The sequence below is a fragment of the Pseudomonas cavernicola genome (assembly GCF_003596405.1).
Lineage (GTDB): Bacteria > Pseudomonadota > Gammaproteobacteria > Pseudomonadales > Pseudomonadaceae > Aquipseudomonas > Aquipseudomonas cavernicola.
The window spans coordinates 167,588-191,933 of the sequence record NZ_QYUR01000008.1 but is presented as its reverse complement, the minus strand read 5'-3'; the positions used below and the strand labels follow the sequence as shown (position 1 = coordinate 191,933).

Genomic DNA, 24,346 nt, shown 5'->3' with positions numbered 1-24,346 from the left:
GTCCCCTGTCCGTAATGACCTAAGGCTACGAACGTCCTGTTTCATTCAGAGTCGCCAGCGCCTTGGCATGCAACTCGGTATTGGCGGATGCCAACACACAGACTCGCCCCTCCAGGCACAACGGATTACCTTGCCAGTCGGTGACTATGCCGCCCGCCCCTTCAATCACCGGGATCTGCGCAGCGATGTCGTAGGGATAGACGTTGGCCTCCACCAACAAGTCGATCTGACCAAGCGCCAGTAGACCTGCCGCGTAGCAGTCGTGCGAATAGCGGGTCAGGCTGACTGCCTGCTGCAAGCGTTTGAAGTGGCCGAGTTGGCCCTGTTGGAAGCAGGCCAGGTCAGACGTATAGAGCACTGCTTCGGCCAGCTCGGTGCAACGGGAGGTACGGATTGGCTGGTCGTTCAACTCGCTTGTCCGAGAAGGACTCGCCAACCAGCGCTCGCCGGTAATCGGCTGATCAATCAGGCCCAATACCGGATCACCCCGGTAGCTGAGGGCTATCTGTGTGCCGAAGCAAAGCGAACCAGACAGGAACGATTTGGTCCCGTCGATCGGGTCGAGATGCCAGCACCAGTCTGCTTCTGGATTGCGGTGGGCAAACTCCTCGCCCTTGATGCCATGCTCCGAAAAGGCCTCTTCTATTCGCTGGCGCATCATTCGTTCGACTTCGCGGTCGGCGATGGTCACCGGGCTGTCATCGCCCTTCGCATCTACCACCGGCCGGGTGCGGAAATAGCGTTTGATGATGGTCCTTGCCTCATCTGCCATCTGTTGGGCAAGTGGCAGAGCTGCTGCGGGTAGACCCGGGCGGGAAATCGAATTCATCTGACTTGCTCCGGTGAAAAGTGCAGCTCCAGTGCTTCAAAGCGCCAGAACTCCCGGTCGAGTTGAATCACCTGGCCCTGCTCATCTGTCTTGATACGTCTGATGTAGAGCCCCGGCGCTCCGCTGGTGCAGCCAAGCAACTGTTGTGGCTGCCCTTCCAACCGCACGGGGCGGATTTTCAGATCTGCCAGTTTCGGCTTGATGTTGAACTCCTGCTCCCAGACCTCGGTGAAGGAACGCCCAGCCAGCTTCACGGGGTAGTTTGGCGCCCGTTGGCAGTTGATCAGCACGTCATGGACGAATATCCGGTGACCGTTGAAGGCGCCCCAGCCATAGACGCGCAATAGCGGTTCCCCCGGCTGAATACCGAAATCGGCGGCCAGATCGGCGTCGGCTTCGATCCCCTCCTGCGAGAGGTCCTGCCAGCTCGCTTCACCCTGCTCGGATGCGGCACGTTGGAAGCTGACATAACTCAGCGGGTTATAGATGAAACGAGGCTGCGCCACGAACCAGCCCTTTCGATCCAGGCGGAAAATCGCCCCCTCATTCTCCAGCGCCAGCAATGCCTGGCGCAGCGACATCCGCTTCACGCCCAGGGAGTCGCATAGCTCGCGCTCCGGCGGAAGCTTCTCGCCTGCCTGCCAGCGCTGCTGAGCCAGCGCCTCCTTCAACGCCTGCCGGGCAAGGCAGGCGGAAGTCATGGTGGACTCTGTTTCCATGCTTCTGAATTCCTCAAGTCTTAACGAAAGCGTAACAAAGTTGGTTTAAACCAATAAGCGCGTTCTGGTTTAAACCAATCTAACGGAACAGCTGATAAATGACAGTGACCGTTTGATGACACCGATAACAGCTTGAGGAACCGAAAGATGAATCGCTTCTCACACGCGCTCTGCACACTGCTGGGCAGCGCCTTGCTCAGTGCGAGCGCTGGCTCGGCAATCGCCGCCAGCCAGATGGACCTGACCGTGGCGGTCACCAAGAACCCGTCCCGCCTGGACCCGATGGCTGAGAACAGCAACGTAAATGCCCGGGTGATGAAGAACGTGCTGGAGACCCTGATCTACACGGACAGCGTGGCGGGAGGTGCGTTGAAGCCCGGGCTTGCAGAGAGCTGGAGGCGGCTTGACGACCGGACGCTGGAACTGAGCCTGCGTCAGGGGGTGCAGTGCCATAACGGCGAGGCCTTCGATGCCGAGGACGTCGCTTTCAGCCTGGGACCACAGCGTTTTCTGGGGGAGCAGGCGCCTGGCTGGGGCATCGCGCGGGAATACCTTGGAGGCCTGGAAAAAGTTGAAGTGCGTGACAGACATATGGTCAGGATCCGCTTCACGCAGCCGGATCCATTGCTGGAGTTACGCTTCGCCAACTGGATGAGCGAAATGGTCTGCAAGGACGCCTTCCAGGCTGCAGGTAGCTGGGAGAACTGGCTCAAGCAACCGGTCGGAACCGGACCTTACCGCCTGGTCGAGGTCAAGCATGGCGACTACATCAAGCTGCAGGCGTTCGACCAATACTGGGGGGAGCGTGCGCCAGCGAGCAGCGTGACCTTCAAGGAGGTGCCTGAGACCGCGGCCCGTATCGCCGGCCTGAAAACCGGCGAGTACCAGATTGCCACCGAATTGACTCCGGACCAGTTCGAGCTGCTCAAGTCTGATCCCTCTACCCGGATCGCTGGCGGCCCGATCCGCAATATCCGCGTCATCGTTTTCGATGAGAACCACCCGCAGCTGAAAAATCCGAAGATGCGCCAGGCGCTCAGCCTCGCCATCGATCGCCAGCTGATCGTGGACACCCTTTATGCGGGCCACACGTCTGTGCCCAATGGACTGCAGATGGAGGTTTTCGGTGACCTCTTTATCGGTGACTTCAAAGGCAATCCATACGACCCCGAGAAAGCACGACAACTGCTGAAGGAGGCTGGCTACAAGGGTGAGCCGATCTCCTATCGCTACCTTCAGGACTACTACGCCGGAGAGGTCAACACTGCGCAGATTCTGGTCGAGATGTGGCGCCAGGTAGGTCTCAACGTCACGCTGGAGCCGAAGGAGAACTGGGCCCAAATCGAGGACGACCCGAAAGGCCGAGGGATTTTCAACTGGTCCAACAGCGCCGAATACCCTGATCCCCTGGGCCAGATCTACCGACTGTATGGACCCGAGGGCTGGTTCCAGCGCAATCACACCTTCCAGAGTGACGCCTTCAATCAGTGGGGTGAACAGCTCAAGGGCACTGACAAGGCGAAGCGGATCGAGGCCATGCGCCAACTGCTGGATATCTACGAGCGCCAGGATCCACCAGGCACCTACCTGCATACCTTGCCGATGTACTACGGCGTGCGTAGCGAACTGGAATGGACAGCCACCGACAATCCCTTCATGGACCTGAGCAGCCGAGTGCTGCGGATCAAGCACTGATCGAGGTCTCTCCATCTGTACAGGGCGGGTCACCCCGCCCTTCCTGTCTAGCCAGGAGTTTCAATGCAACCTCTGTTGGATATCCGCGACTTGCATGTTGCCTTTTCCGCCGGGCGATCCAGCGTCCCGGTGGTACGCGGCGTCGATCTGCAGGTGGGCCGAGGTGAGATTGTCGGGCTCGTCGGCGAGAGCGGCAGCGGCAAGAGTGTTACCTGCATGGCCGCGATGGGGCTGCTGGACGGCAACGCCCGGCTGCGCGGCGAAATGCGCTGGGATGGCCAGCCAATCCCCAGTCAGGATGACCGCGCCATGAGCCGGCTGCGTGGCAGCCAGTTGGCGATGATTTTCCAGGATCCGATGAGCGCGCTGAACCCGGTGCAGACTGTCGGCAGGCAGCTTTATGAGGCCATCCGGCTGAACGATCCCGATCGAAGCGGCCGCCATGCCCTGAAACAACGTGCCCTCGAATTGCTTGGCTTTGTCGGTGTGCCGGCCCCCGAGCAGCGTCTGGATGCTTATCCGCACCAGCTTTCTGGTGGACTGAACCAGCGGGTGGTTATCGCCATGATGCTGGCCGGTAATCCACGTCTGCTTATTGCCGATGAACCCACCACCGCGTTGGACGTCACCGTGCAGGCGCAGATCATCGACCTCTTGCGCCAGCTGCGCGACCAGCGTGACATGTCGATCATCCTGGTGACTCACGACCTTGGCGTGGTCGTTCAAGCCTGTGACCGGGTCGTGGTCATGTACTGCGGCCAGATCGTCGAAAGCGGTCCGGTCGACGCTGTATTCCGCTCGCCGCTCCATCCCTACACGCAGGGGCTCCTGGCTTCGCTGCCACGGATCGACAGCGACGAGGATTCGCTTACGCCGATTCCCGGCTTGCTGCCTCCCCCCCAGGAACTGGGTGTGGGCTGTGCCTTCGCACCGCGTTGCCCGAGCGCATCGGGTATCTGCTTGAACAGCATGCCAGCCAGCCAGCACAGCGAAGCAGGCCGGATGTTCGCTTGCTTCTCTCCATTCTCCATGCAATCGACACGAGTGCAGCAACGATGACTCTCGGAACCATGGATCAGCCCTTGCTACAGGTCTCTGATCTACGTTGTGCCTTCCCCAGCAGCAAGCGCCGGGACCTGTTCGCTCCACGTCAGTGGATCCATGCAGTCAACGGCGTCAGCTTCGATATCCGTCCGGGCGAAGCGTTCGGCCTGGTTGGCGAAAGCGGCTGCGGCAAATCGACTACCGCCAAGCTCATCCTGAACATGGCCCGCGCCAGCGCCGGATCAGTGCTCTATCGCGGCCATGAATTGATCGGCCGTTCGGATGCCGAGTGGGTTCCACTGCGCCAACGCCTGCAGTACGTGTTCCAGGATCCACTGGGCGCACTGGACCCGCGCATGACCGTGCTTGATCAGGTGATCGAGCCGCTGGTCATCCATCGCCTGCATGGTCGGGAGAGGAGACGCGAGCTGGCGCAGGAGCTTCTGCGAAGCGTTGGGTTGCTGACCGGGCAGATGACCAAGTACCCGCATGAGCTGAGCGGCGGACAGCGTCAACGGGTGGTCCTGGCCAGGGCGCTGGTCCTTGAGCCGGAGCTGCTGATCTGCGACGAGCCGATCTCTGCACTGGACGTGTCGATTCAGGCCCAGATCGTCAATCTGCTGCAGCAACTGCGCCGTGAGAGGGGCCTGACGCTCCTCTTCATCAGCCATGACCTATCGGTCGTGCGGCACCTGTGCGATCGGGTAGCCGTGATGTACCTGGGCCGAATCGTCGAAGTGGGCCGGGCCAACGAACTGTTTCGCGCACCCCGCCATCCCTACACGCGCGCGTTGGTTTCGGCGATTCCCACCCTGCAGCCCGGTACGCCTCAGCAGCGGGTCCGGCTCAAGGGTGAACCCCCCAGCCCGGCCAACCTCCCGACCGGCTGCCCTTTCCACCCAAGGTGCAGCATGGCCACTGACCGTTGCCGCCAGCAGCAACCCGAGCTCGAAGGCGATAGCCGGAACCGTGCGGTCGCGTGTTTCCATGTCGAGCCTCCCATCATGGAGGTGGCTTGATGAGCCCGCTCTACCTCCTGCAGAAACTCGCCCGAGCCGTGCTGACCATACTGCTGATCGTCAGCACCGTATTCATCGTGCTTCGATTGTCTGGCGACCCGGCGATCTATGTCCTGGGCCTGGATGCCGACCCCCGGGCGCTGGATGCCTTCCGCCAGCAATGGGGACTGGACCAGCCGTTGTGGCAGCAATATGTGCAGTTTCTGGGTAATTGCCTGCAAGGGGACCTTGGTTACTCCTACTTCGAGGAGCGTGACGCAATGGCCGCGGTGCTGGAGCGCCTGCCGCGGACTCTGCTGCTGATGGGGGTTACCGGCCTGTGCACCTTGCTGATCGGCATTCCGGCCGGGATCTACGCCGCGCTGCATCGCAATAGCTGGATCGATCGATTGACCATGCTCGCGTCGGTGGCCGGCTTCAGTGTGCCGAACTTCGTCTTTGGCATTCTCCTGATCCTGCTGTTCTCGGTCACCTGGCAGTTATTGCCGACTGGCGGCAGCGGCAGCTGGCAGCACCTGGTGATGCCGGTGTTGACCATGACCCTGGCGGAAGCCGCAGTGTTCGCGCGCTTTACCCGCTCGGCGATGCTGGAGGCCCTGAACCAGCCTTACATGCGCACCGCTCGCGCCAAGGGATTGCGCTGGCACCAGGCTGTGCTCTACCACGCACTACCCAATGCGGCGATACCACTGATCACGGTAATCGGTTTCTTTATTGGCACCTTGGTCGCAGGCGGTGTTGTGACCGAGAGCGTATTCGCGTGGCCCGGGCTGGGCAGGTTGCTGGTCAGTTCGGTTGCCAATCGCGACCTGGCGGTCGTGCAAATCATCGTGATGCTGATCGCTTGCTCGATGGTGTTGACCAACCTGCTGGTCGATCTTCTGTACGGCTGGCTCGATCCACGAGTGGCCAGCTTGAGAAATGGGGGCTGAAATGACGACGATGAGCGACGCGAAAGAGAGTGGCCGCCACGATGCTGTTAACGAGGAGGGGCGGTCCTTGCGCCTGCCCTTGTTGATCTGGCTGTCGATCGGTTGGCTGACGCTGTTGGTTCTGGTCGCCTTGAGTGGCGACCTGTGGTTGCCCTATGACTATCAACACATCGACCTGCGAGCACGGCTGCAGCCACCTGTTTGGCTGGCGGACGGTCATTGGGGGCATTTCTTCGGCACCGATCACCTGGGGCGGGATGTACTGAGCCGGTTGGTCACTTCGGTGCAGGTCAGCCTCCTGGTGGCTTTGGTCGGTACCCTGATCAGCGCGCTGCTGGGCACCTCGATCGGCCTGCTGGCGACCCACTTCCGGGGGTGGGTGGACGACCTGGTGATGATCGCCATCGATTATCAGGCGTCTATCCCGTTCATGATCCTGGCACTGGCCGTTGTGGCGTTCTTCAGCAACAGCCTGCTGCTGTTCATCCTGCTGATGGGGCTCTACGGCTGGGAACGTTACGCCCGCATCGCCCGCGGCCTGGCGCTTTCGTCAGTGCAGCACGGTTATGCCGTGGCAGTGCGCACGCTCGGTGCCTCGCCATGGCGGGTCTACGGCCGTCATATCCTGCCGAATATCGCCAATGCGCTGATCGTCAACATGACGCTGAACTTCCCGCAAACCATCATGCTGGAGACATCGCTCAGCTTCCTCGGACTTGGAATCCAGCCACCGATGAGCAGCCTCGGCAATATGGTTGGGGGCGGTCGCGACTACCTGATGACGGCCTGGTGGCTGGCGACCCTGCCGGCGCTGGTGATCTTCTTCACCACCCTGGCGTTTGCCCTGCTGGGGGATTGGGTGCGCGATAGGCTGGACCCCACCAGCCGTTGACTCCGAGCTGCCTGGAAAAAGCTGGGTCACGTTTTTGGCAAAGTGGGTCACGCGTGTGTCGAGGCTGGAAAACGGTGACACCCGGTGAATGGATTCGTGGGTTTGGTCGCACGCCTAGTTCAACAATCTATTTTGATTGCTCCCAGCTTTGCCTTGTGCACCGAGCTGATAATCGACTCAGCTGTCTTGTTCCACTTGAATGGTTTGGCCGAGTGCTCGTTGTGGACCTCGATAAATTGGCGAATAGCCGCTTTCAGATCGGCCACGCTGGTAAAGGCGCCGCGATACAGTGCCCGTCTTTCCAATTGCGCGAACCAGCCTTCTACGGCGTTTAGCCAGGAGGCACTGGTAGGCGTGAAGTGCAGCTTGAAGCGCGGGTGCTTCTCCAGCCACTGCTTGATAGCCGGGGTCTTATTAGTCGAGCTGTTGTCCAGGATCACATGCAGATCCATCTCAGCGGGTGTGGCACGGTCGATCTGTTGCAGGAAGGCCAAAAACTCTCGAGTCCGGTGTCTCTGGTTGAAACGTCCGATGACCTTGCCCGTCAGAATGTCGAACGCGGCATACAGGCTCGTGGTGCCATGGCGCTTGTAATCGTTTGTGCGACGCTCGATCTGCCCCGGTCGCAGCGGCAGCATCGGCTGAGTACGATCGTCTGGATCTGGGTTTTCTCGTCAACCGACAGCACAAGAGCGTTATCTGGGGGGCTCAGGTAAAGCCTGCGCACCTCGATTCCGTTCCGCGTGCAGTTGATCCGCCCGGAATACCGGCCCTCCTCCGCGCTGGTGGATACCGCCGCGCAGGTCTTCCAGGAGCAGGCCCAGGACATCCTCCGGAAGCTGGGAGCCCGGCTTGGTCGGACAGGCTGAAACACGCCCCTTTCCGCGGCCCGGTTGGCGCACAATAGGCGCGCCGGGCCAACGCCCGGAGAGGGTTCGACATGACGAGGCAGGCACAGAATGAAGTCTCCCGGTGGCATGCTGCTGACAGGTATCGAGCTGGACCGCGCCAGCGCCGTTCCCCTTTACCGCCAGCTCTATCTGCAGGTGCGCAAGCAGATCCTCGCCGGGCGCCTGCCCGGCGGTACGCGCCTGCCCTCCACCCGCACGCTGTGCAAGGAGCTGGAGCTGTCGCGGATCACCATCCTCAATGCCTTCGACCAGCTGACCGCCGAAGGCTTCCTGGCGCCACGCACCGGCGCCGGCACCTATGTCGGGGACGAATGGGAACGCCGCGACGCCGCCGCCGACGGCCCGCGCAAACCACCGCGCCTGTCGAGCCTGGGCCAGTCCGTGCACTCGCTGCGCAGCGAGCATTTCAGCGGCGTGTCCTACGCCACCTGGGCCCCCGAGTGCCCGACCTCCTTCCTGCCCAGCCACCCGGCCTACGATGCCTTCCCGCTGCCGGTCTGGAAGCGCCTGATGAACCGCCACCTGCGCCAGCCCACCAAGGCGCTGCTCGGCTACGGCGAACTGAAAGGCCTGCAGCGCCTGCGCGAGGCGATCGTCGAATATGTCTTCGACGCCCGGGGCATCGAGTGCAGCCTGGACCAGGTGGTGATCGTCTCCGGCGCCCAGCAAGCCTTCAACCTGCTCGGCATGCTGCTGCTCGACCCACAGGACGGCGTGTGGATGGAAGACCCCGGCCACATCGCTGCACGCATCGCCTTCCAGGCCCAGGGCTGTCGCCTGGTGCCCCTGCGCATCGACGACCAGGGCCTGGACGTGCAGCAGGGCCTGCGTGAATGCCCCGATGCCCGCCTGGCCTTCACCACGCCCTCGCGCCAGCATCCGCTGGGGACCACCATGAGCTATGCCCGCCGACAGGAACTGATCGAGTGGGCCGGCCGTGGCCACGGCTGGATAGTCGAGGACGACTGCGACAGCGAGTTCCGCTACGTCGGCCGTCCCTTGCCGGCACTCTTCGCCATGGACCCGTGGCAGAAGGTCATCTACGTCGGCACCTTCAGCAAGGTGCTCTACCCGTCCCTGCGGCTGGGTTATGTGATCCTCCCCGAGGCGCTGGTCGAGCCCTTCTGCGCCATCCGCGCGGTGATGGACCGCAGCCCCTCCACCCTGCACCAGGCGACCACCGCCGATTTCATGGTCGAGGGCCACTTCCTCGGCCACATCCGCCGCATGCGCGCGCTCTACCAGGCCCGTCAGGCTCGCCTGCTGGAACAGTTGCAACTGCGCCTGGGCGGCTTCATGCGGGTCGCCCCCGTGGAGGCAGGCCTGCACCTGATCGGCTGGCTGGATGACGCCGTGGATGAAAATGCCATCGCCCGCGGCCTGGCCCAGCACGAGATTTACACCTATGCCCTGGGCGACTACTGCCTCAAGCGCTACCTGCCGCCGGGGCTGCTGATCGGCTTTGCCGGCACCCCCGAGGAGCAGGCCGGCGAGAAGGTCGAGGCCCTGGCGCGGGCCTTGGAAAAGCTGGGGCATCGCCTGTAGCGGGCTGCGACCAAAGTGGTCATAACAATTAAAAAATAATGGCTATATCGATAGCGCCATTCCGGAGAGATAAAGGCACCGCCGGACAAACCGGCACCTTTACCAGGAATGACAAGAATGAACGCTATCCAAGCCCGCTTTGCGACCCTGCTGCGCCATAACGCCAGCAGCGAAGCCCCGCCCCCGCTGCTGACGCCCGCCCTGGCCGGGCGGCTCCTCGAACGCCTCGACGGCATCCGCCTGTTCGCCCATGGCTACCCGCTGCTGACCAACCTCACCCATGGCCGCCTCAAGCCTGAGGACCTGCTGGACTTCGCCTACCGCCACGAGCTGCATGGCCTCTCCCTGCACCTGCTGGACGGTGAAGAGAATAGCCTGTCGCAGATGGACCCCGCCCAGCTCCAGGCTTTCGCCGACAAGGCCCGTGCCCTGGGACTGGACGTTCACCTGGAGATCAGCAGCACGCGCCGCGAGGACGTCGACCAGGTGGTGGCCATCGCCCGCGCCATAGGTACCCGCAACATCCGCGTCTACTCGCGTTACGAGGGTCACCTGTCGCGAGTCATGGCGCTGATCGAGGCGGACCTCCGCTACCTCGTTCAATTGGCCGACCAGTTCGACCTGCACATCGACTTCGAGCAGCACGAAGAGCTCAAGAGCGGCGAGATCGCACAGCTACTGCGCCAGGTCGGCAACCCGCGCCTGAACGCGCTGTTCGACTTCGGCAACATGATCAATGCCTGCGAGCAGCCGCTGCCCGCATTGCAGGCACTGGCCCCGTACATCCGCCAGGTGCACCTCAAGGGCGTGCGCATCGTCCCCGAGCAGAACGGCTTCGGCCACTACGGCGTGCTGCACGGCAGCCCGGAGGATGACCTGCCCAGCGCACGGATGCTGTTCGAGTTGCTGATGCTCGGCGAGCGCTCGCCCCAGGTGATCGCCTTCATCCTGGAGCAGGAAAACCACTACATCGCCCCGTCGTTCCGCCAGTCGGACGAAGCCGAAGACCCCTTCATCCCCTACCGGGAAATGAGCGAAACCGCCCTGCCGCCCGGCTACACGGCCGACCGCATGATGGCCGACGAGCAGCGCTGGGCGAACAACCAGATCCGCCACGTTCGCGGGCTGCTGAGGGAGCTGCGCGTACTGGCCGAACTCACCCTGGCCGAGGCCGGCCAACCCCGCGCCTGACCCGCCCTCGGCGGCAGGCGACATTTCAACCTGGATACTGTGGAGAACAACAATGACAGCACAGGCTAAGGCCAAGTGGCTCCGCTTCCTGGTCCTCGTCCTCGGCGGCGGGACCATCTACAAGCTGGCGAACCTGAAGGACGCCTTCTACATACCCATGCAGGAATACATGGGCCTGACCCACACCGAGATCGGTACCCTGCTCAGCGCCAACGCGATCATCGCCACCGCCCTGTTCGTAGTCGGCGGTTTCCTGGCGGACCGCTTCGACACGCGCAAGCTGATTCCCCTGGGCCTGATCGGCACCGGCGCCCTGGGCCTGTACCTGGCCACCTTCCCGGGTTACAGCCAGTTGCTGATCGTGTTCAGCCTGTTCGCCATCTGCGCGGACTGCATCTACTGGCCTGCACTGCTCAAGGCCATCCGCAACCTCGGCGACGATACCGAGCAGGGGCGGATGTTCGGTTTCCTCGAGGGCGGTCGTGGCGTCGTCGATACCCTGGTGGCCTTCTCCGCCCTGGGTGTGTTCGTCGCCATGGGCTCCGGCGAAGACGGCCTGAAGTCGGCCATCCTGTTCTACTCAGTGATCGATATCGGAGCCGCCTGCTTAAACCTCTTCCTGCTCAAGAAAGCAGGAAAAGGCGCCGCCAGCACTGAAACATCGGTCTGGCCGGCCTGCTGGAAGCCGTGCGCGTACCGGCATCTGGGCGTGGGTCAGCCTCAATGTGTCATGGTCTACATCGCGTCTCTACGCGGCCTACCTACTTCAATCCTACCCTGAAGGACATGGACCACCTGCCGGTGGCACTGGTAGGGCGCCTACGGATCATCAACCAGTATCCTCAAGGCCTGGGCGCCGGCCGGGCGGCTTCAGGCGGACAAGCTGGTCAAGAGCCCGAAGCCGCTACCTGAAGTGGGTTCCCTGTTGGCGCTGCTGCGCTGATGGCGTGATCCTGACGATTCCCAAGGGCGGCTTCATCTTCGGGGCCATGGCGCACCCTGTCGTTCGCGCTGATCGTTTCACCAGCGCGGGTTGTTCTGGGCGCCGATGAGCGAAGTGGGCATTCCCATCGCGCATCAACCGGCTCGGCTTCCGGCATCGGCTCCCTGATCGGCTATGCCGCCGGGCATGTTCGGCCTACTCATCTACGCCGCCATCCTCGACCACTTTCCGGGAGCAGGCTACACCTATGTGTTCAGCCTGATGGGTTGGCAGGTGATCGGCTTCCTGGTCCAGCCTGCTCACCGGGCGGTTTGACAGAAGCGCGTGGAGAGCCGCCGGCGAGGCGCGCGGGCACAGGCGTGATGCCTTCCGAAGAGGCGGTCTGAAACGAAGAAGCCAGCGTGACGGCTGGCTTTTTTTGGGGCGGTAAGGTGTAGGGGCATGCACCAGCACTTTCATACGATTGGCGCGGCGGTTGGCAAACAGGTATGCACAGTGCGGCTTCGCCGCACCGAACACAGCCACCACGCGGGCCAATGCGGTGTCGGTGCCGGCGCGCATGTCCATGGGCTCGGTGGCGAGCCAGATGGCGTCGATGCGGATCATTGCACGAGCCCACGTACGAATCGTGCGCAGCCTTCAGGATCGGAAGCTGGCATTGGTTCATCTGCAGTCGATGAACCGTAGCCCACAACGTAAGGCAGGTGCTTATGACCGGCAGGAAATGGGCCGGTTTCTGCCGGTCTTCACCGGCAGCAATGGGTCGAGGCTGTGTAAAAACGTAAATTCTGGACGTTTTAGGGGGTGCTTGACCCCTTACCCAATAGGCGATCGTGGCGTATACGCGATTACAGGAGGTCGACTTTTGATCGAGTCAGTATCAGTGCACGTTTTTACACAGCCTGGGTCGTTAGCTGCCGGTCGTGAAGGTCTGCTTGCGACCCAAAGCTGTCGTTGATGCTTGGTTGCACTCATGATGCGTTACGCCGGATAGGCAGATATCTGAATGCATGCTACATAACCCATCGCCAAGGTGGAGCCGTGCCATCAAACGAACTTAAGGGGGAGCAAGGGAATGCAATTTGTTGCTAATGGACCAGACATTCCCGATGAGCTATTGCAGGCGCACGAGGAAGGTCGCGTTGTGTTTTTCTGCGGCGCCGGAATTTCCTATCCAGCAGGATTGCCAGGCTTCAAGGGGTTGGTGGAACAGATATATCGGTTGACTGGCACGACGCTCTCAGCAATCGAGCAGGAGGCATTCAGTAGGGGCCAGTTCGATGCCACGCTCGACTTGCTGGAGCGGCGCTTGCCAGGGCAGCGCCTCGCCGTTCGGCAAGCCTTGGCGCAAGTTCTGAAGCCCAAGTTGCGTCGCCAAGGTGCAACAGAAACCCATGCTGCCTTGTTGAGATTGGCCCGTAGCCGCGAAGGGGCGTTGCGCCTAGTGACCACCAACTTCGACCGCGTGTTCGACACGGCAGCCAAACGCACGGGGCAAGCGTTCCAGGCATATTCAGCGCCGATGCTGCCCATTCCGAAGAACAGTCGCTGGAACGGGCTGGTCTACTTGCATGGCCTACTGCCCCAAAAAGCGGATGACACTGCATTGAACCGGCTGGTGATGACCAGCGGTGATTTCGGCTTGGCATATCTCACGGAGCGCTGGGCCGCTCGCTTTGTGAGCGAACTCTTCCGCAACTATGTGGTGTGTTTCGTCGGGTACAGCATCAATGATCCGGTGCTGCGCTACATGATGGATGCGCTGGCTGCTGACCGAATGCTGGGCGAAATTACGCCGCAGGCCTGGGCATTGGGCGATTGTGAGCCAGGGCAAGAACAAGGCAAGACCATCGAGTGGGAAGCTAAGGGCGTTAACCCCATCCTGTACGATGTTCCCGCCGCCAGTTATGACCATTCGGCGCTGCACAAGACCTTGCACGTTTGGGCGGAAACCTACCGTGACGGCGTGATGGGCAAGGAGCGCATCGTCGTCAGTCATGCCCTAGCGCGGCCATCGGCCAGTACGCGACAAGATGACTTTGTTGGCCGGATGCTGTGGGCTCTGTCTGACAAATCCGGGCTGCCTGCCCGGCAGTTCGCGGAGTTCAACCCCACTCCATCGCTGGATTGGCTGCTAGAAGCGTTCTCACAGGAGCGCTATCAACACGGTGATCTTACCCGCTTTGGTGTGCCACCGAGCGACGAGGTTGATACCAAGCTGCGCTTCAGCTTAGTTCGCCGTCCGGCAGCGTATTCCCTCGCGCCACCGATGATGCTGGTATCCGGTGGCATTTCGGCTTCCCAGTGGGATGCCGTCATGTTTCAACTCGTCCGCTGGTTGGTAAGACATTTGAATGATCCGCAGTTGATCATTTGGATCGTACAACAAGGTGGTCAACTGCATGACCGCTGGTCCTGGCTGATCGAGGACCGGTTGAATGAGTTTGCTCGCCTCGAGCGCGAGGGCAAAGCATCCGAGCTGGATGAAGTTCGCAGCCACGCACCCAACGCCATACCTGGACCGCTTATGCGAACCTTGTGGCACCTGCTCCTGAGCGGGCGGGTAAAGTCGCCGTGGCGCGAACTAGATCTATACCGCTGGAAAGATCGCTTGAAGCGGGACGGGCTGACAGTCACGTTGCGACTCGAACTCCGTGAGGTGCTTGCGCCCAAGGTTAGATTGAAGAAGCCATTCCGCTGGGGCGAAGAATCCCAAATCACCGATGAGCCCACTCGCATACGGCAGTTGGTGGACTGGGACTTGGTGCTGGCCGTCGATCACGTTCACTCGATGCTTCGAGATCTTGCAGACGACGGCTGGATATCAGCCTTACCGTCATTGTTGGAGGACTTCCAGCAACTACTGCGCGATGCGCTAGACCTGCTGTGCGAGCTAGGCGAAGCCGACGATCGCAGCGACCGATCTCATTGGGATCTGCCATCTATCACCCCGCACTGGCAAAACCGTGGCTACCGCGATTGGGTTTCGCTGATCGAGCTTCTGCGCGATGCGTGGTTGGCGGTTCGCGGCGTTAATGCTGCCCGCGCTATGCGAATCGCACAAGCGTGGTTCGAACTCCCTTACCCAACGTTCAAACGACTGGCCTTCTTCGCCGCCAGCCAGGACGACTGCATCGCTCCCGAGCAGTGGGTGGACTGGCTGCTGGGCGATGGAGCTTGGTGGCTGTGGGCGTCGGATACGAAGCGAGAGGTACTCCGGCTCCTGGTACTGCAAGGTCGCCGATTGGCGCAGCCTGTCCAGGGTCCGCTGGAGACAGCTATCTTGGGTGGTCCGCTGCGCGAGATGTACCGAGATGATCTTGAACCGGATCGTTGGCAAGACTTGGTCGAGCAATCTGTGTGGCTGCATCTCTCCAAACTGAACGCCTCAGGGCTCGCGCTGAGCACTGCCGCCACGGCGCGCTTGGAAGACCTGTCACGTGCTCATCCGCAGTGGCAATTGGCGGCCAACGAGCGTGACGAGTTCTCGCATTGGATGAGTGGCACCGGCGACCCGGACTATGAGGACAATCGAGAAGTCGATATTGCGCCACACAAACGGCGCGAACTCGTTCAGTGGCTCAAGCAGCCACTACCCGACCGGCACCCCTTCTTCGAGGATACTTGGCGCGAGGTCTGTCGAAAGCATCTATTGAACAGCCTGTTTGCGTTGAGCGACTTGGCGCAAGAGGATGTATGGCCTGCAGGACGATGGCGGGAGGCGCTGCAAGTCTGGAGCGAAAAGGGCCGGGTGTTGCGGTCTTGGCGATACGCCGCACTGCTGATACAGAAAATGCCGGACGCTGTACTACTGGAAGTTGCGCATGGCGTGACGCACTGGCTGGAGGCAGTTTCCAAGTCGATCAACCGACATGAGGACATCCTGCTGGACCTGTGTCGTCGTGTGTTGAGTCTGCCGCTTGATGCTGTCTCCGGCATGACGCGAAATGGCGAACCGCTCAACGAACCTGTCACCGAGGCGATTAATCACCCGATAGGGCACGTCACGCAGGCTCTACTGAACCTTTGGTTAGAGCGTGAGCCGAGCGACAACGATCAGCTTCCAGCAGAAATCGAACCTTTCTTCACTGAGCTCTGCAATGTTCATGTAGATCGGTTCCGCCACGGCAGGGTACTGCTAGGTTCTAGATTGATCGCGCTCTTCCGTGTGGATCGCCCATGGACCGAGCGGCACCTTCTGCCACTGTTCAATTGGACGGTCAATCTAGAGGCTAAGGCCGTATGGGAGGGCTTCTTGTGGTCGCCTCGTCTGTACCGGCCATTGCTTATCGAATTCAAATCACAGTTCCTTGAAACCGCGCGTCACTACGCCGATTTGGGTGAGCATGCCCAGCAGTTCGCAGCTTTTCTGACCTACGCAGCGTTAGGGCCGACCGATGGCTACACGATGGAAGAGTTCCGAGACGCTATTGGAGCGCTGCCCCAAGAGGGGCTTCAGGAGTCTGCACAAGCACTCTCGCAGGCCCTTGAAGGGGCCGCTGATCAGCGAGAGGAGTACTGGAGGAACCGCATCCAGCCATTCTGGCAGCACGTCTGGCCAAAATCTCGCGACCTTGCCACTCCGAGCATTGCTGAATCTCTCGTTCGATTGAGCATTGCTGCGGGCTCTGAGTTTCCCGCTGCCTTGACGGCAGTCCAGGACTGGTTGCGTCCGATCGAACATCCGCACTACGTCGTGCACCGACTGCATGAGTCCGGGCTAAGCGGCCGGTCTCCAGCAGAAGCTTTGCGACTGCTGAATATCATCATCGATGACCAGCCGTGGGCACCTCGTGAGTTGGGGCAATGCTTGGATGCAATTGTGCAGGCAACTCCAGGGCTGACCCAGGACGCCCGGTATCAGCGGCTCCTTGAATATTCCCGGCGGCGAGGGGTGTGAGTCTTGGTGTGCTCTCTGCACTAGCCTGAAAGGTGGGGCGAATGGCTGTCCCGGTATATCTCATGCTCAGGACAACAAAGGGGGGATTTATCTCCCGCCTTCTCTAGAAGTCCGCTCCTGGCCGTTCTCTGCCGGTCGTCCCTTCGGCGTGCATTGGTCAAGCCGGATGCAAACGGTGGTCAGCACCAATGCAATTGGCTAGTCAGTGACATGCGGGAACAAGAATCTGGAGCGGGCGAAGCGACCCATACTACCTTTCAGAGGAGCGTCGGTTGTTCTACGTGGCTCTCACTCGGGCGCGCCGAACAGTGACTATGTTCACCGTGCAAGGACAAACGTCCGAGTTCCTGGATGAATTAGTGGAAGATGGATTTGTGGTCATCACCGACATCGAAGGTAAACCCATCCAAGAACAACGCTGCTCGGTGTGCAAACGGGGGGTGCTGGTGGAACGCAAAAGCCAATACGGCACCTTCCTCGGTTGCACTAACTACCCCTACTGCAAACACAAGGGCAATTTAGGCGGAAGAGCCACTGCCTATCGCCGTCAATGCCAGGCCTCACGCTGAACGTGCCTAGGATTTGAGTCGTCTCCACGCTCCCCGTCCCTCGTTTGGCTAGGTTCGCCGCTCGATCCAGATGCCGCCGCTGGATATCTGAGGCGCAGGCAGAAACACAAGGGAGGAACAGCGCATGGCAACGGAACGAAAACTCTCGGAGTACCAAATAGCCCGCGACCTGGCGTATGCGCTTTCCCAGCGTTTGCTGGGTGCCTGTATCCGCGACCTTCAGCGGATGCAGGATGAATACCTGCTGTTAGGCGAGACTAGTGGGCTGCGTAGTGCCTAGGACGAAATCTGTGTCCAGCTGCAACAAGAGCTTTCCTTCTCCTGGCACGCTTACCTAGACACGATTGATACCTGCATCGAAAGCCGCGTGAGCGACTTGCAGCCATATGAGCTGGATGCTCTATGGCTGCTGACTCGGGAGTGGGATGACTGGGACTGCGAGCTGGAAGAGGGGCGCGTCACATACCCTGTATCCCGTCTTGATGTGGCTGCTTACCTGCAAGAAGAGTTGTTGAACCAGGCTGTCAACTGGAGCGACGCACGCATAAGTAAATATCTGGAGCGCCGCTACGACTGGGGTTGAGCACCAGCCATGGCGGGGAACTCATTCCAGGATCTCGCGCCGAACCCTGTCCTGCTCTCGCAGCTCTTTGGTCAGGTCTCGCATAAGAGGCCTGAAGCCGCCTTTCCAGGCATTGCGGGAGGCTACGGCTTTGCCATCAGCGCTTATCGGCCCGGTGCTTTTTTCCCAGGGTCGCCATTGCTGAATCAGCATTGCCTGCCGTGCCCGTCGCTCGGGTGTCCAGCCGTTCGCCATACTCCGCCTCCAATACTTCGTTCTGCGCTTTTTTAGTTTTCCGCGTGCGCGCGGGCTTTGAGCCGTTGTTGTTGACCTGTACCTGGTTGCCGATGTTGGCTTGTCGAACAAACGCGATTTGCTTCGGCGTCTTTAGCTCTCCCAGGGTCTGCAAGGTGGCGCGACACTGGTTCTGTGCCTTGAGCGACATCCGCATGTAGCTCTCGAAAGCATCCATATGCTTGGCCCCCATGGCCCTGCTGAGCAAGTTGCTAAACAATCCGCTCAGTGCATGCGCTTGCGCCAGCAGCATGTCCTCTGCTCGACTCATATCACCTTGCTTGAGGGCTGCCGTTTGTATCTTCAGTTCGCCTGCCAGCTCCATCAGCGGCGTGCCGCCAAGATTCTGGCAACTGAGCATCGCCGCAGCGCTCTGATACTCGGGGGTCAGCGCGATCCGTGCCATGGCGGTTTCTGTTGTTTCGCCTTCAAGCATCTGCACAACAAGCTTGGCACTCATACTATTGCCTCCATTTCTGTGTCGCGATACTGCTGGTACAGCTCAGCGCCGACCACACAGTAGCGCCCCGTCGGTGCGTAGCAGGCACGGCAGGCCATCAAGTGGCCGATGTGGCGGTCACGCACCAGTAGCCAGTCAGGCGAGGCTGTGGCGGCGGTGTGGACGGTGTGTTGCAGCTCCTGTTCGGCTGGATCGTTAGCGGTGATCAGCGTCTCGATTAATTCCAGCTTGTGCGCCTTGATGTTGGCCAGCAGATCGGCAGGCGGCTGGTGGTCTGCCTCCCAGGTCAGCCGGTTGCCAACCAGTATCAGCGTCACGCCTTCGGCCTTGGCCATGCTCAACACTTCGGCGGTGCTCATATCTCACCACCGAACATTACCGGCTTGGCGACAATGGCGACAACGGCGACAACCGCCTGGTTTGCTGGTGCCTGAATGGGCGACAGGGTGGCGACACGCGGCGACAGCGATTGGGTTGCCGGGGTTTTGTCGCCGGCTGTCGCCAGAGTGTCGCCATCGCTATGGCCTTTCGGCGCGGGTGGTGTCGCCGCCGTCGCCGTTGTCGCCATGGGGTTGAGCCTGAATTGCTTACCGTCGCAGGTTAACAACTGGCCATGCTCCGTTAGCACGGCCAGCAGCGCATCACGTTGGGTGGCGCTCTTGCGGACGAAGCGCGGCCCCTCACGCTGCAAGGCCCGAGCCTCGAAGGTCTGCCAGCCATTACTATGCAGCCAATCCAACAGCCGCTGTGCCGCTACCAAATGCGGCTCAGCCTTGGCGGGGTTGGTCAGGCGCAGGGCTTCGGCCAAATACCAGCGCACTAGCACGCCGGCACGTTTAACGATGGACAGGGTAATACCGCCAGTGTTCTCGACTACCGCCAGCACGCCGGCAATACGCAGCAGGTTCTCGCCCCCTTTGGCGGCGGTTGGCTTGATCTCTTGCAGGTCGCCGCCGTTACCGAGTGCGGCCTCTATGGCGTCATGCTCGACGATCCAGGCGGCCAATGCTTCTGGCTCCAGGTGCAGAATGGGCGGCGCCAGTTCGCCGTGCTCGTCGCGTTGCGGTTCAAGGGTCAGCAGGTATGCCATGCGCTGCCAGTAGCGGCCCAGCCGGACATCCTTGGTGGGGTCGGCGTCCCGGTAAAAACGGCTACCTGCCAGCGACTGCGGCCATGCGATCAGGAACCGCGCAAGGAAGCCCTGGCCTTGCATCAACGGATTACCCAACACCGCCTGCGCAACGATGGGCTGAATCATCAGGTTTGCGCTCAAGCGGCAACCGCTGCGTGATGCGCTTTCACCTTCAGCGGCGCGGGTGCGGATGATGGGGGCGCCGTCCCAGAGCTTGGACAAGCCGGCCACGCTCTTGAGCATGTTCTCCGGCTTGCTGGCGTGACCACCGAAGAACTGACCGCCCTCATCACTGAACAACCCCTGTGATGCGTGGCCGCGCAGCAGTGATTTCTGCAGCCCCTCCAGGGTCGGTTCCTCGGCAATGATAAGGGGCGATGGCGGTTCTATGGGCTCTTGCAGTTTGCCAAGCTCGGCGGCCACGGCAGCGGGGTCGCCTTTGGCTTTGTCGAGAATGGTAACGCGCGCTCTCTGGTAGGCATCCCGCTGGTTGCGATACTCCTTGGCTTCGGCCTTGTAGCTTTCCAGCAGGTCGCGCTGGCGTGCCTGGTGGGCGCACAGGGCCAGCCTATCCGCCGCCGACTTGCGGTCGCCAGACTCGGCCACCGTCAGGCCGAACAGCGCCAGCGGGATCAGTTGGCCGGCACGCTGGGTGTTGCCATGAGCTTGCGCCGCCATGGCCGCTGCCATAAGGACGGACTGTGCGGCCAGTGCGTCGGGCACCTGTACCGCTTCGACAATGGCGACAACCGCGCCACCCAACAACTTGCCCAGGGCTTGCAGCGGGTACGGGGTGGCAGTCTCCAGGTCGGGCAGCAACGGCAGTGGCAGTGGCAGTGGCAGTGGCAGTGGCAGTGGCAAGGGTGCGCGCAGGCTGGCGTCCAGCAACTGCCGGTGGGCTTCGCTCTCGGCAATCAACTCCTGTGCATGGCTGTCATCGCGGATCAGGTCGGCCAGGTCTGGATTGTGATCAAGAATACCCATCATGCGGCACTTTGTGGCAGCGTGCTCTTGAGGGAGGGACGGAGCGGATTGAATGGGATCTACGACCATATCAGCAGTACCTCGATGGCAATCAACAGCACCAGGTCGGCGCTCGCTGGTGCGAGGCTGAACAGGAGCTGCGGCCAAATTTTGGCAAGCCAATCTTGTCGGCACTTGTGCGCCGTTTTGAATTTGCATGGGTTAAACCTCGGCTTGGACGGAGGCGGTGCTGATGTTGGTGTTGGTGTTGGTGTTCAGGAAGTAGAACGCAATGCCGTGATGGCTGCGGCCGTGATCGTCAGTCAGGGTGATGAGGCAACGGCAGAAGTCGTGCCCACGGTCGCGCAACTCTTTTACACGGGCTGCGGGCATCATGATGTTCAGCTAACTGCGTGCAGTGATGGTGTCCACCGGCTGCAAGCGCAAGCGTTCAAGCAAGCGACAGCGTTGCGCGGTGCTACTGATATCATGGGTATGCGTTTTCTTGAGGCTGGCCGATTGGTCGGCCTTATTTTTGTCCGCCATTTTATTCTGCCCTCGCGTCCAGCTTGGCGCGCAGCCATGCCTCGACCTCGGCCCGCACAAAATAAACGCGGGCCTGCCGGCCAGTACCGTCCTTGAGAGGCTTGGGAAACGTTGGGTCTTTGGCGCGCAACTTGTCCACGCCAGAGCGTGACCGAAGCAAGATCGGGCCAAGCTCATTAATGGTGATTAGTTCTATTGGGCTAGCTGGTGTGACGATGGGTGCATCGGTATTCATGACTTCAGTCCTGGGTGAGTTCAGGAGCAAAGCTTATTGAACTGTAATGCTGTTTCCGCCGACAAAGCGCGGCTAATTCACTCTGGCTTTTGACGCAACAAGCTATGCGTTTTTGATCTAGTTAGTTGCGTCAGAAGACAGGGTTAAAATCGACATCTTCTGACGCAACTAAGGTTTCATGCTCGGCATGCGCTCGTATGCAGCTCTAAATCTTTCATTCTCTAGCCTTGCGAAGGCTTCGCGCTGAGTTCGCGCAGGCACCATAGCAGCAAGCCTTTCTTCTTCAATTCGGCCTTGCTCAAGATATATCTCTTCGCGCCGCTCAGCTTGCTTGTTTACTTGAGCGGCTAAACGTTGAAGCGTGCGCTTTTCTAATTGGTTTTCGTTTTCGAAAAATAGCCCCAACAGTTGGAATACTGCATCTATTAGCGGCTCTCCAAATTTCCTCTCATAATGCCAAATAAGCTCAGACGCCATAAGCCTTGCTGGAAGGTTCGCATCGTTCCTGCAGCTCACCGGAGTTATTAACGGGGCTTCACTATCTAAAATTCCTACTGCTCTCTCTATCTGCAGCGCATCAGAAATATGCGCACTCAAGCTCTTAGAGAGCATACAGGCGGCCAGTAGACTTTCAACCTCCAATAGTCGCGATTTTATCTCTTCAAGAGTGTTAGCGCCATTCAACGCCTCGCGAAGGCTTTGCCCTGACATATAGCCATATGCTGCACCACCAACCCCAGAAACAAAATCCAAATACTCGTGCGACACGGATAAATACGGACTGCGACTGGAATATTTACTGTCGTTCCAGTATCGAATAATACTCTCAAACTTAGTTGGCCAGCCCGGATCATCATCCTTGAAATTCGCTGCCTTTTTGGCCACACAAAAATGAGCCTGTTTCTCAAGCCACTTAAGCGCGCATACCCCCTCGACCCCAAGTGATGCTTCGTGCGCCATCTCATGAGCCTCTACCGACCGCTCAACAAGGTCAGTTATTTCAGCACCGGTAAGTTTCCCTTGCTGCACTTCGCGAAATACCACATTGAGACATTCACGAATCATGTAGTGATATCGGGAAGCAGCTTCCGAGAGTGAGAGAAACTCCTCGGCGGTTGGTTTCTGACTCATTAGCCACGTCCATGCCGGGATAGCCCAGCCAAAAAAATTAAGCGCGCTTGAGCGTTACCACGTTGGTGGCTATGGCATTCACTGCGCTGTCGAAGTCGGCACGCTTGGCAGGCGTCATGCCGGCCTCTAGCGCGTCCAAATAGTCGGCATACCACTGGAGCATCGAACGGCGCTGCTCCAAGTAGGCGGCTTGGTTGTACACGCCAGCCATGCCCTCCTCTTTGTGCGCTAACTGGGCTTCGACGTGATCCTTTGCCCATCCATGCTCGCGCAGCAAGGTGCTGGCCGTGTGGCGGCTACCGTGCCCCACTAGGCGGCCTTTGTAGCCGACCTTGTTTAAGGTCAGGTTTATAGTGTTCTCGCTGATAACCGGGTTCTTTGCCCCAATACCAGGAAACAGGTAACGCCCGCGCCCTGTCATGCGCTGCAGTTCGTGCAAAGCCTCAAGCGCCTGTCGGCTTAATGGTGTGACGTGATCCCGAGCGGCTTTCATCTTGGTGGCGGGAGTGCTCCAAGTGGCGCGCTCAAAGTCGATTTCAGACCATTCAGCCTTACGCACCATGCCTGGACGGCTGGCAGTCCAGATAACCAGCCAAGTGGCAGTAAGCGCGGGAATACGGCTGGTGCTACTGCGCATGGCCTGCAAAAAAGCCGGCAGTTCAGGCTCTAACAGGTGCGGGTAGGCCGTGGCCTCGGGTGTTGGAGTGGCAATCGACCCAAGCTCACTGGCTGGATTGTTCTCACACAGGCCGCGTGCAATGGATTGGCTGAATATCTGGCGCAGGGCTACGCGGATTTTGTCGCGCACGTTTGGCGCGCCCCGCCCCTCGATACGTTCTTGCAGTGCGGCGCAATCGCGGCGGGTGATTCCGTTTAGCGGCTTGTCGCCCAAGGTGGGCAATATATCGCTGTCCAGAAAACGGCGCATTTGCGCTAGCGTGCTTTCGGCACGCCCGTCTTGCAGCTTGCGCTGAAACCAATACTCGGCCGCAGCGGCAAAGGTATTCGTGCGGGCCACTTCCTTGGCGTCTCGCTGGGCGATCTTGTGTTGCACCGGGTCAGTACCACCAGCCATCAGCAACTTTGCAGCCCCGGCCTTTTCACGCGCCAGCGCACCGGACAGATCGGGATAACCGCCTAGACCGTGCCAACTCCACTTGCCGTCAGCTTTTTTATAGCGCAATTCCCAAGACTTGGTGCCGTTGGGCTTCACTCGAAAATACAGGCCGTTACCGTCAACCTCACGATAGGGAGCTGACTCAGGTTCAAGGGTGGCTAGAACGGTGTCAGCCAGTGGCCGACGCTTTATCTCTGCGCGCTTCATTCTTGTATGCCCAGCCTAAGACGAACTTAAGCATACACACAGGCATACACGGAGCCAAGGCATACACGGGAGCATTGAAAAGCATACAGGCATAAAAAAACCGGCTACGAAGGCCGGTTTCTCTAGGGTTACAGTTTTTTTAGGGGTATTCGGGAGCACCCAGAAAAACAGTAATGGTGCGGACGGAGAGACTCGAACTCTCACGCCTTGCGGCGCTGGAACCTAAATCATAAAGCGCAACAGATAAGCCACTAAAATCAACAGCTTGAGCCGCCCGCAATCGGTCACGCCGTACCAAGAAACGCCGCATAGTACACGCTGCAAACTGGCGTGACTCACGTTTAGTTCACGCTGGCTTTGACCACCGCTCTCCGCCCCTTCTGGGTATGCTTGCCGCCTTGGAGTCAATTACTCATCCAGACCTGGCGCACATGCTGGCGTTGCTCAAGCGGTTTGGAGCAGCGCTGTCACAAGTGGCGTTAATTGGCAAATATGTCGATGTCCTTGACT

22 protein-coding genes, 1 tRNA gene and 2 pseudogenes are annotated in these 24,346 nt (G+C 60.1%); 12 read left to right on the top strand and 13 right to left on the bottom strand.

Translation table 11 applies throughout. From position 1 onward, the window contains the following. Positions 1 to 25: 25 nt before the first annotated feature. Both D3879_RS22810 and D3879_RS22805 read right to left on the bottom strand, forming a co-directional pair. A complete protein-coding gene (locus D3879_RS22810) occupies positions 26 to 829 on the bottom strand; it encodes an inositol monophosphatase family protein (protein WP_119956513.1) in 804 nt (267 codons plus the stop codon). Then, positions 826 to 1,548: a GntR family transcriptional regulator gene (locus D3879_RS22805; protein ID WP_119956512.1), complete on the bottom strand. Its 723-nt coding sequence runs from the start codon at positions 1,546 to 1,548 to the stop codon at positions 826 to 828. Before D3879_RS22805 ends, D3879_RS22810 begins: the two co-directional genes overlap by 4 nt. 147 nt (positions 1,549 to 1,695) lie before the next feature. On the opposite strand from D3879_RS22805, the gene D3879_RS22800 reads away from it, so the two are divergent. From D3879_RS22800 to D3879_RS22780, 5 genes are all read left to right on the top strand, one after another. Further along, positions 1,696 to 3,243: an ABC transporter substrate-binding protein gene (locus D3879_RS22800; protein WP_119956511.1), complete on the top strand. Its 1,548-nt coding sequence runs from the start codon at positions 1,696 to 1,698 to the stop codon at positions 3,241 to 3,243. Between the two features lie 63 nt (positions 3,244 to 3,306). Beyond that, positions 3,307 to 4,302, top strand: coding sequence for an ABC transporter ATP-binding protein (locus D3879_RS22795; RefSeq protein WP_119956510.1), 996 nt, complete (start codon positions 3,307 to 3,309; stop codon positions 4,300 to 4,302). Beyond that, positions 4,299 to 5,306: an ABC transporter ATP-binding protein gene (locus tag D3879_RS22790; protein ID WP_218567860.1), complete on the top strand. Its 1,008-nt coding sequence runs from the start codon at positions 4,299 to 4,301 to the stop codon at positions 5,304 to 5,306. The genes D3879_RS22795 and D3879_RS22790 overlap by 4 nt, the downstream gene beginning before the upstream one ends. Then, positions 5,306 to 6,238, top strand: a complete 933-nt coding sequence (locus tag D3879_RS22785) for an ABC transporter permease (RefSeq protein WP_119956509.1) — start codon at positions 5,306 to 5,308, stop codon at positions 6,236 to 6,238. The genes D3879_RS22790 and D3879_RS22785 overlap by 1 nt, the downstream gene beginning before the upstream one ends. 67 nt (positions 6,239 to 6,305) lie before the next feature. Next, complete coding sequence (locus D3879_RS22780) at positions 6,306 to 7,130, top strand: ABC transporter permease (RefSeq protein ID WP_218567859.1); 825 nt, start codon at positions 6,306 to 6,308, stop codon at positions 7,128 to 7,130. A gap of 119 nt (positions 7,131 to 7,249) precedes the next feature. Here the strand turns inward: D3879_RS22780 and D3879_RS22775 are convergent. Continuing rightward, a pseudogene (locus D3879_RS22775) lies at positions 7,250 to 7,863 on the bottom strand (IS630 family transposase); the annotation flags it as partial. 226 nt (positions 7,864 to 8,089) lie between these two features. On the opposite strand from D3879_RS22775, the gene pdxR reads away from it, so the two are divergent. The 3 genes and pseudogenes from pdxR (at position 8,090) to D3879_RS22760 (ending at position 12,035) form a co-directional block, all read left to right on the top strand. Beyond that, on the top strand, positions 8,090 to 9,586 hold the full coding sequence (gene pdxR, locus D3879_RS22770; protein ID WP_119956508.1) for a MocR-like pyridoxine biosynthesis transcription factor PdxR: 1,497 nt from the start codon (positions 8,090 to 8,092) through the stop codon (positions 9,584 to 9,586). A gap of 117 nt (positions 9,587 to 9,703) precedes the next feature. Next, entirely contained in the window at positions 9,704 to 10,777 is a 1,074-nt protein-coding gene (locus tag D3879_RS22765; RefSeq protein ID WP_119956507.1) for a sugar phosphate isomerase/epimerase family protein, read from the top strand. A 52-nt stretch (positions 10,778 to 10,829) separates the two neighbouring features. After that, positions 10,830 to 12,035: pseudogene (locus tag D3879_RS22760) on the top strand (MFS transporter). Here D3879_RS22760 and tnpB read toward each other — a convergent pair. Continuing rightward, a complete protein-coding gene (tnpB, locus tag D3879_RS27265) occupies positions 11,916 to 12,326 on the bottom strand; it encodes an IS66 family insertion sequence element accessory protein TnpB (protein WP_238474308.1) in 411 nt (136 codons plus the stop codon). The pseudogene D3879_RS22760 and the gene tnpB overlap by 120 nt on opposite strands. Positions 12,327 to 12,795: 469 nt before the next feature. Here tnpB and dsr1 point away from each other — a divergent pair, with 469 nt between their 5' ends. From dsr1 to D3879_RS22740, 4 genes are all read left to right on the top strand, one after another. Beyond that, complete coding sequence (gene dsr1, locus D3879_RS22750; protein WP_119956506.1) at positions 12,796 to 16,620, top strand: anti-phage defense-associated sirtuin Dsr1; 3,825 nt, start codon at positions 12,796 to 12,798, stop codon at positions 16,618 to 16,620. A 314-nt stretch (positions 16,621 to 16,934) separates the two neighbouring features. Next, positions 16,935 to 17,189: a topoisomerase DNA-binding C4 zinc finger domain-containing protein gene (locus tag D3879_RS22745; RefSeq protein ID WP_238474329.1), complete on the top strand. Its 255-nt coding sequence runs from the start codon at positions 16,935 to 16,937 to the stop codon at positions 17,187 to 17,189. A 124-nt stretch (positions 17,190 to 17,313) separates the two neighbouring features. Further along, positions 17,314 to 17,469 (top strand): hypothetical protein, encoded by a 156-nt coding sequence (locus tag D3879_RS26610; protein WP_158592112.1) that lies wholly within the window; start codon positions 17,314 to 17,316, stop codon positions 17,467 to 17,469. An 87-nt stretch (positions 17,470 to 17,556) separates the two neighbouring features. Beyond that, entirely contained in the window at positions 17,557 to 17,772 is a 216-nt protein-coding gene (locus D3879_RS22740) for a hypothetical protein (protein ID WP_119956505.1), read from the top strand. 136 nt (positions 17,773 to 17,908) lie between these two features. Here D3879_RS22740 and D3879_RS27255 read toward each other — a convergent pair whose 3' ends face one another. The 9 genes from D3879_RS27255 to D3879_RS26605 form a co-directional block, all read right to left on the bottom strand. Further along, a complete protein-coding gene (locus D3879_RS27255) occupies positions 17,909 to 18,505 on the bottom strand; it encodes a hypothetical protein (RefSeq protein ID WP_238474307.1) in 597 nt (198 codons plus the stop codon). Next, positions 18,502 to 18,864 carry a hypothetical protein gene (locus tag D3879_RS27250; protein WP_238474306.1) on the bottom strand — a complete coding sequence of 121 codons (363 nt, stop codon included), beginning with the start codon at positions 18,862 to 18,864 and terminating at the stop codon, positions 18,502 to 18,504. Before D3879_RS27250 ends, D3879_RS27255 begins: the two co-directional genes overlap by 4 nt. Beyond that, entirely contained in the window at positions 18,861 to 20,621 is a 1,761-nt protein-coding gene (locus D3879_RS22720; protein ID WP_119957064.1) for a YfjI family protein, read from the bottom strand. Before D3879_RS22720 ends, D3879_RS27250 begins: the two co-directional genes overlap by 4 nt. A 201-nt stretch (positions 20,622 to 20,822) precedes the next feature. Next, positions 20,823 to 20,993: a helix-turn-helix domain-containing protein gene (locus D3879_RS27245; RefSeq protein WP_238474305.1), complete on the bottom strand. Its 171-nt coding sequence runs from the start codon at positions 20,991 to 20,993 to the stop codon at positions 20,823 to 20,825. Positions 20,994 to 21,005: 12 nt separating this feature from the next. Further along, positions 21,006 to 21,146 carry a hypothetical protein gene (locus D3879_RS27240; RefSeq protein ID WP_238474304.1) on the bottom strand — a complete coding sequence of 47 codons (141 nt, stop codon included), beginning with the start codon at positions 21,144 to 21,146 and terminating at the stop codon, positions 21,006 to 21,008. 1 nt (position 21,147) lies between these two features. After that, the gene (locus D3879_RS22710) at positions 21,148 to 21,381 is read right to left on the bottom strand and encodes a helix-turn-helix transcriptional regulator (RefSeq protein WP_119956503.1); all 234 of its coding nucleotides are present in this window, start codon (positions 21,379 to 21,381) and stop codon (positions 21,148 to 21,150) included. Between the two features lie 168 nt (positions 21,382 to 21,549). Next, positions 21,550 to 22,512, bottom strand: a complete 963-nt coding sequence (locus D3879_RS22705) for a hypothetical protein (RefSeq protein WP_119956502.1) — start codon at positions 22,510 to 22,512, stop codon at positions 21,550 to 21,552. 37 nt (positions 22,513 to 22,549) lie between these two features. Then, positions 22,550 to 23,836, bottom strand: a complete 1,287-nt coding sequence (locus tag D3879_RS22700; RefSeq protein ID WP_119956501.1) for a tyrosine-type recombinase/integrase — start codon at positions 23,834 to 23,836, stop codon at positions 22,550 to 22,552. A gap of 174 nt (positions 23,837 to 24,010) precedes the next feature. Next, positions 24,011 to 24,114: transfer RNA gene (locus tag D3879_RS26605), tRNA-Leu, on the bottom strand. Positions 24,115 to 24,346: the final 232 nt, after the last annotated feature.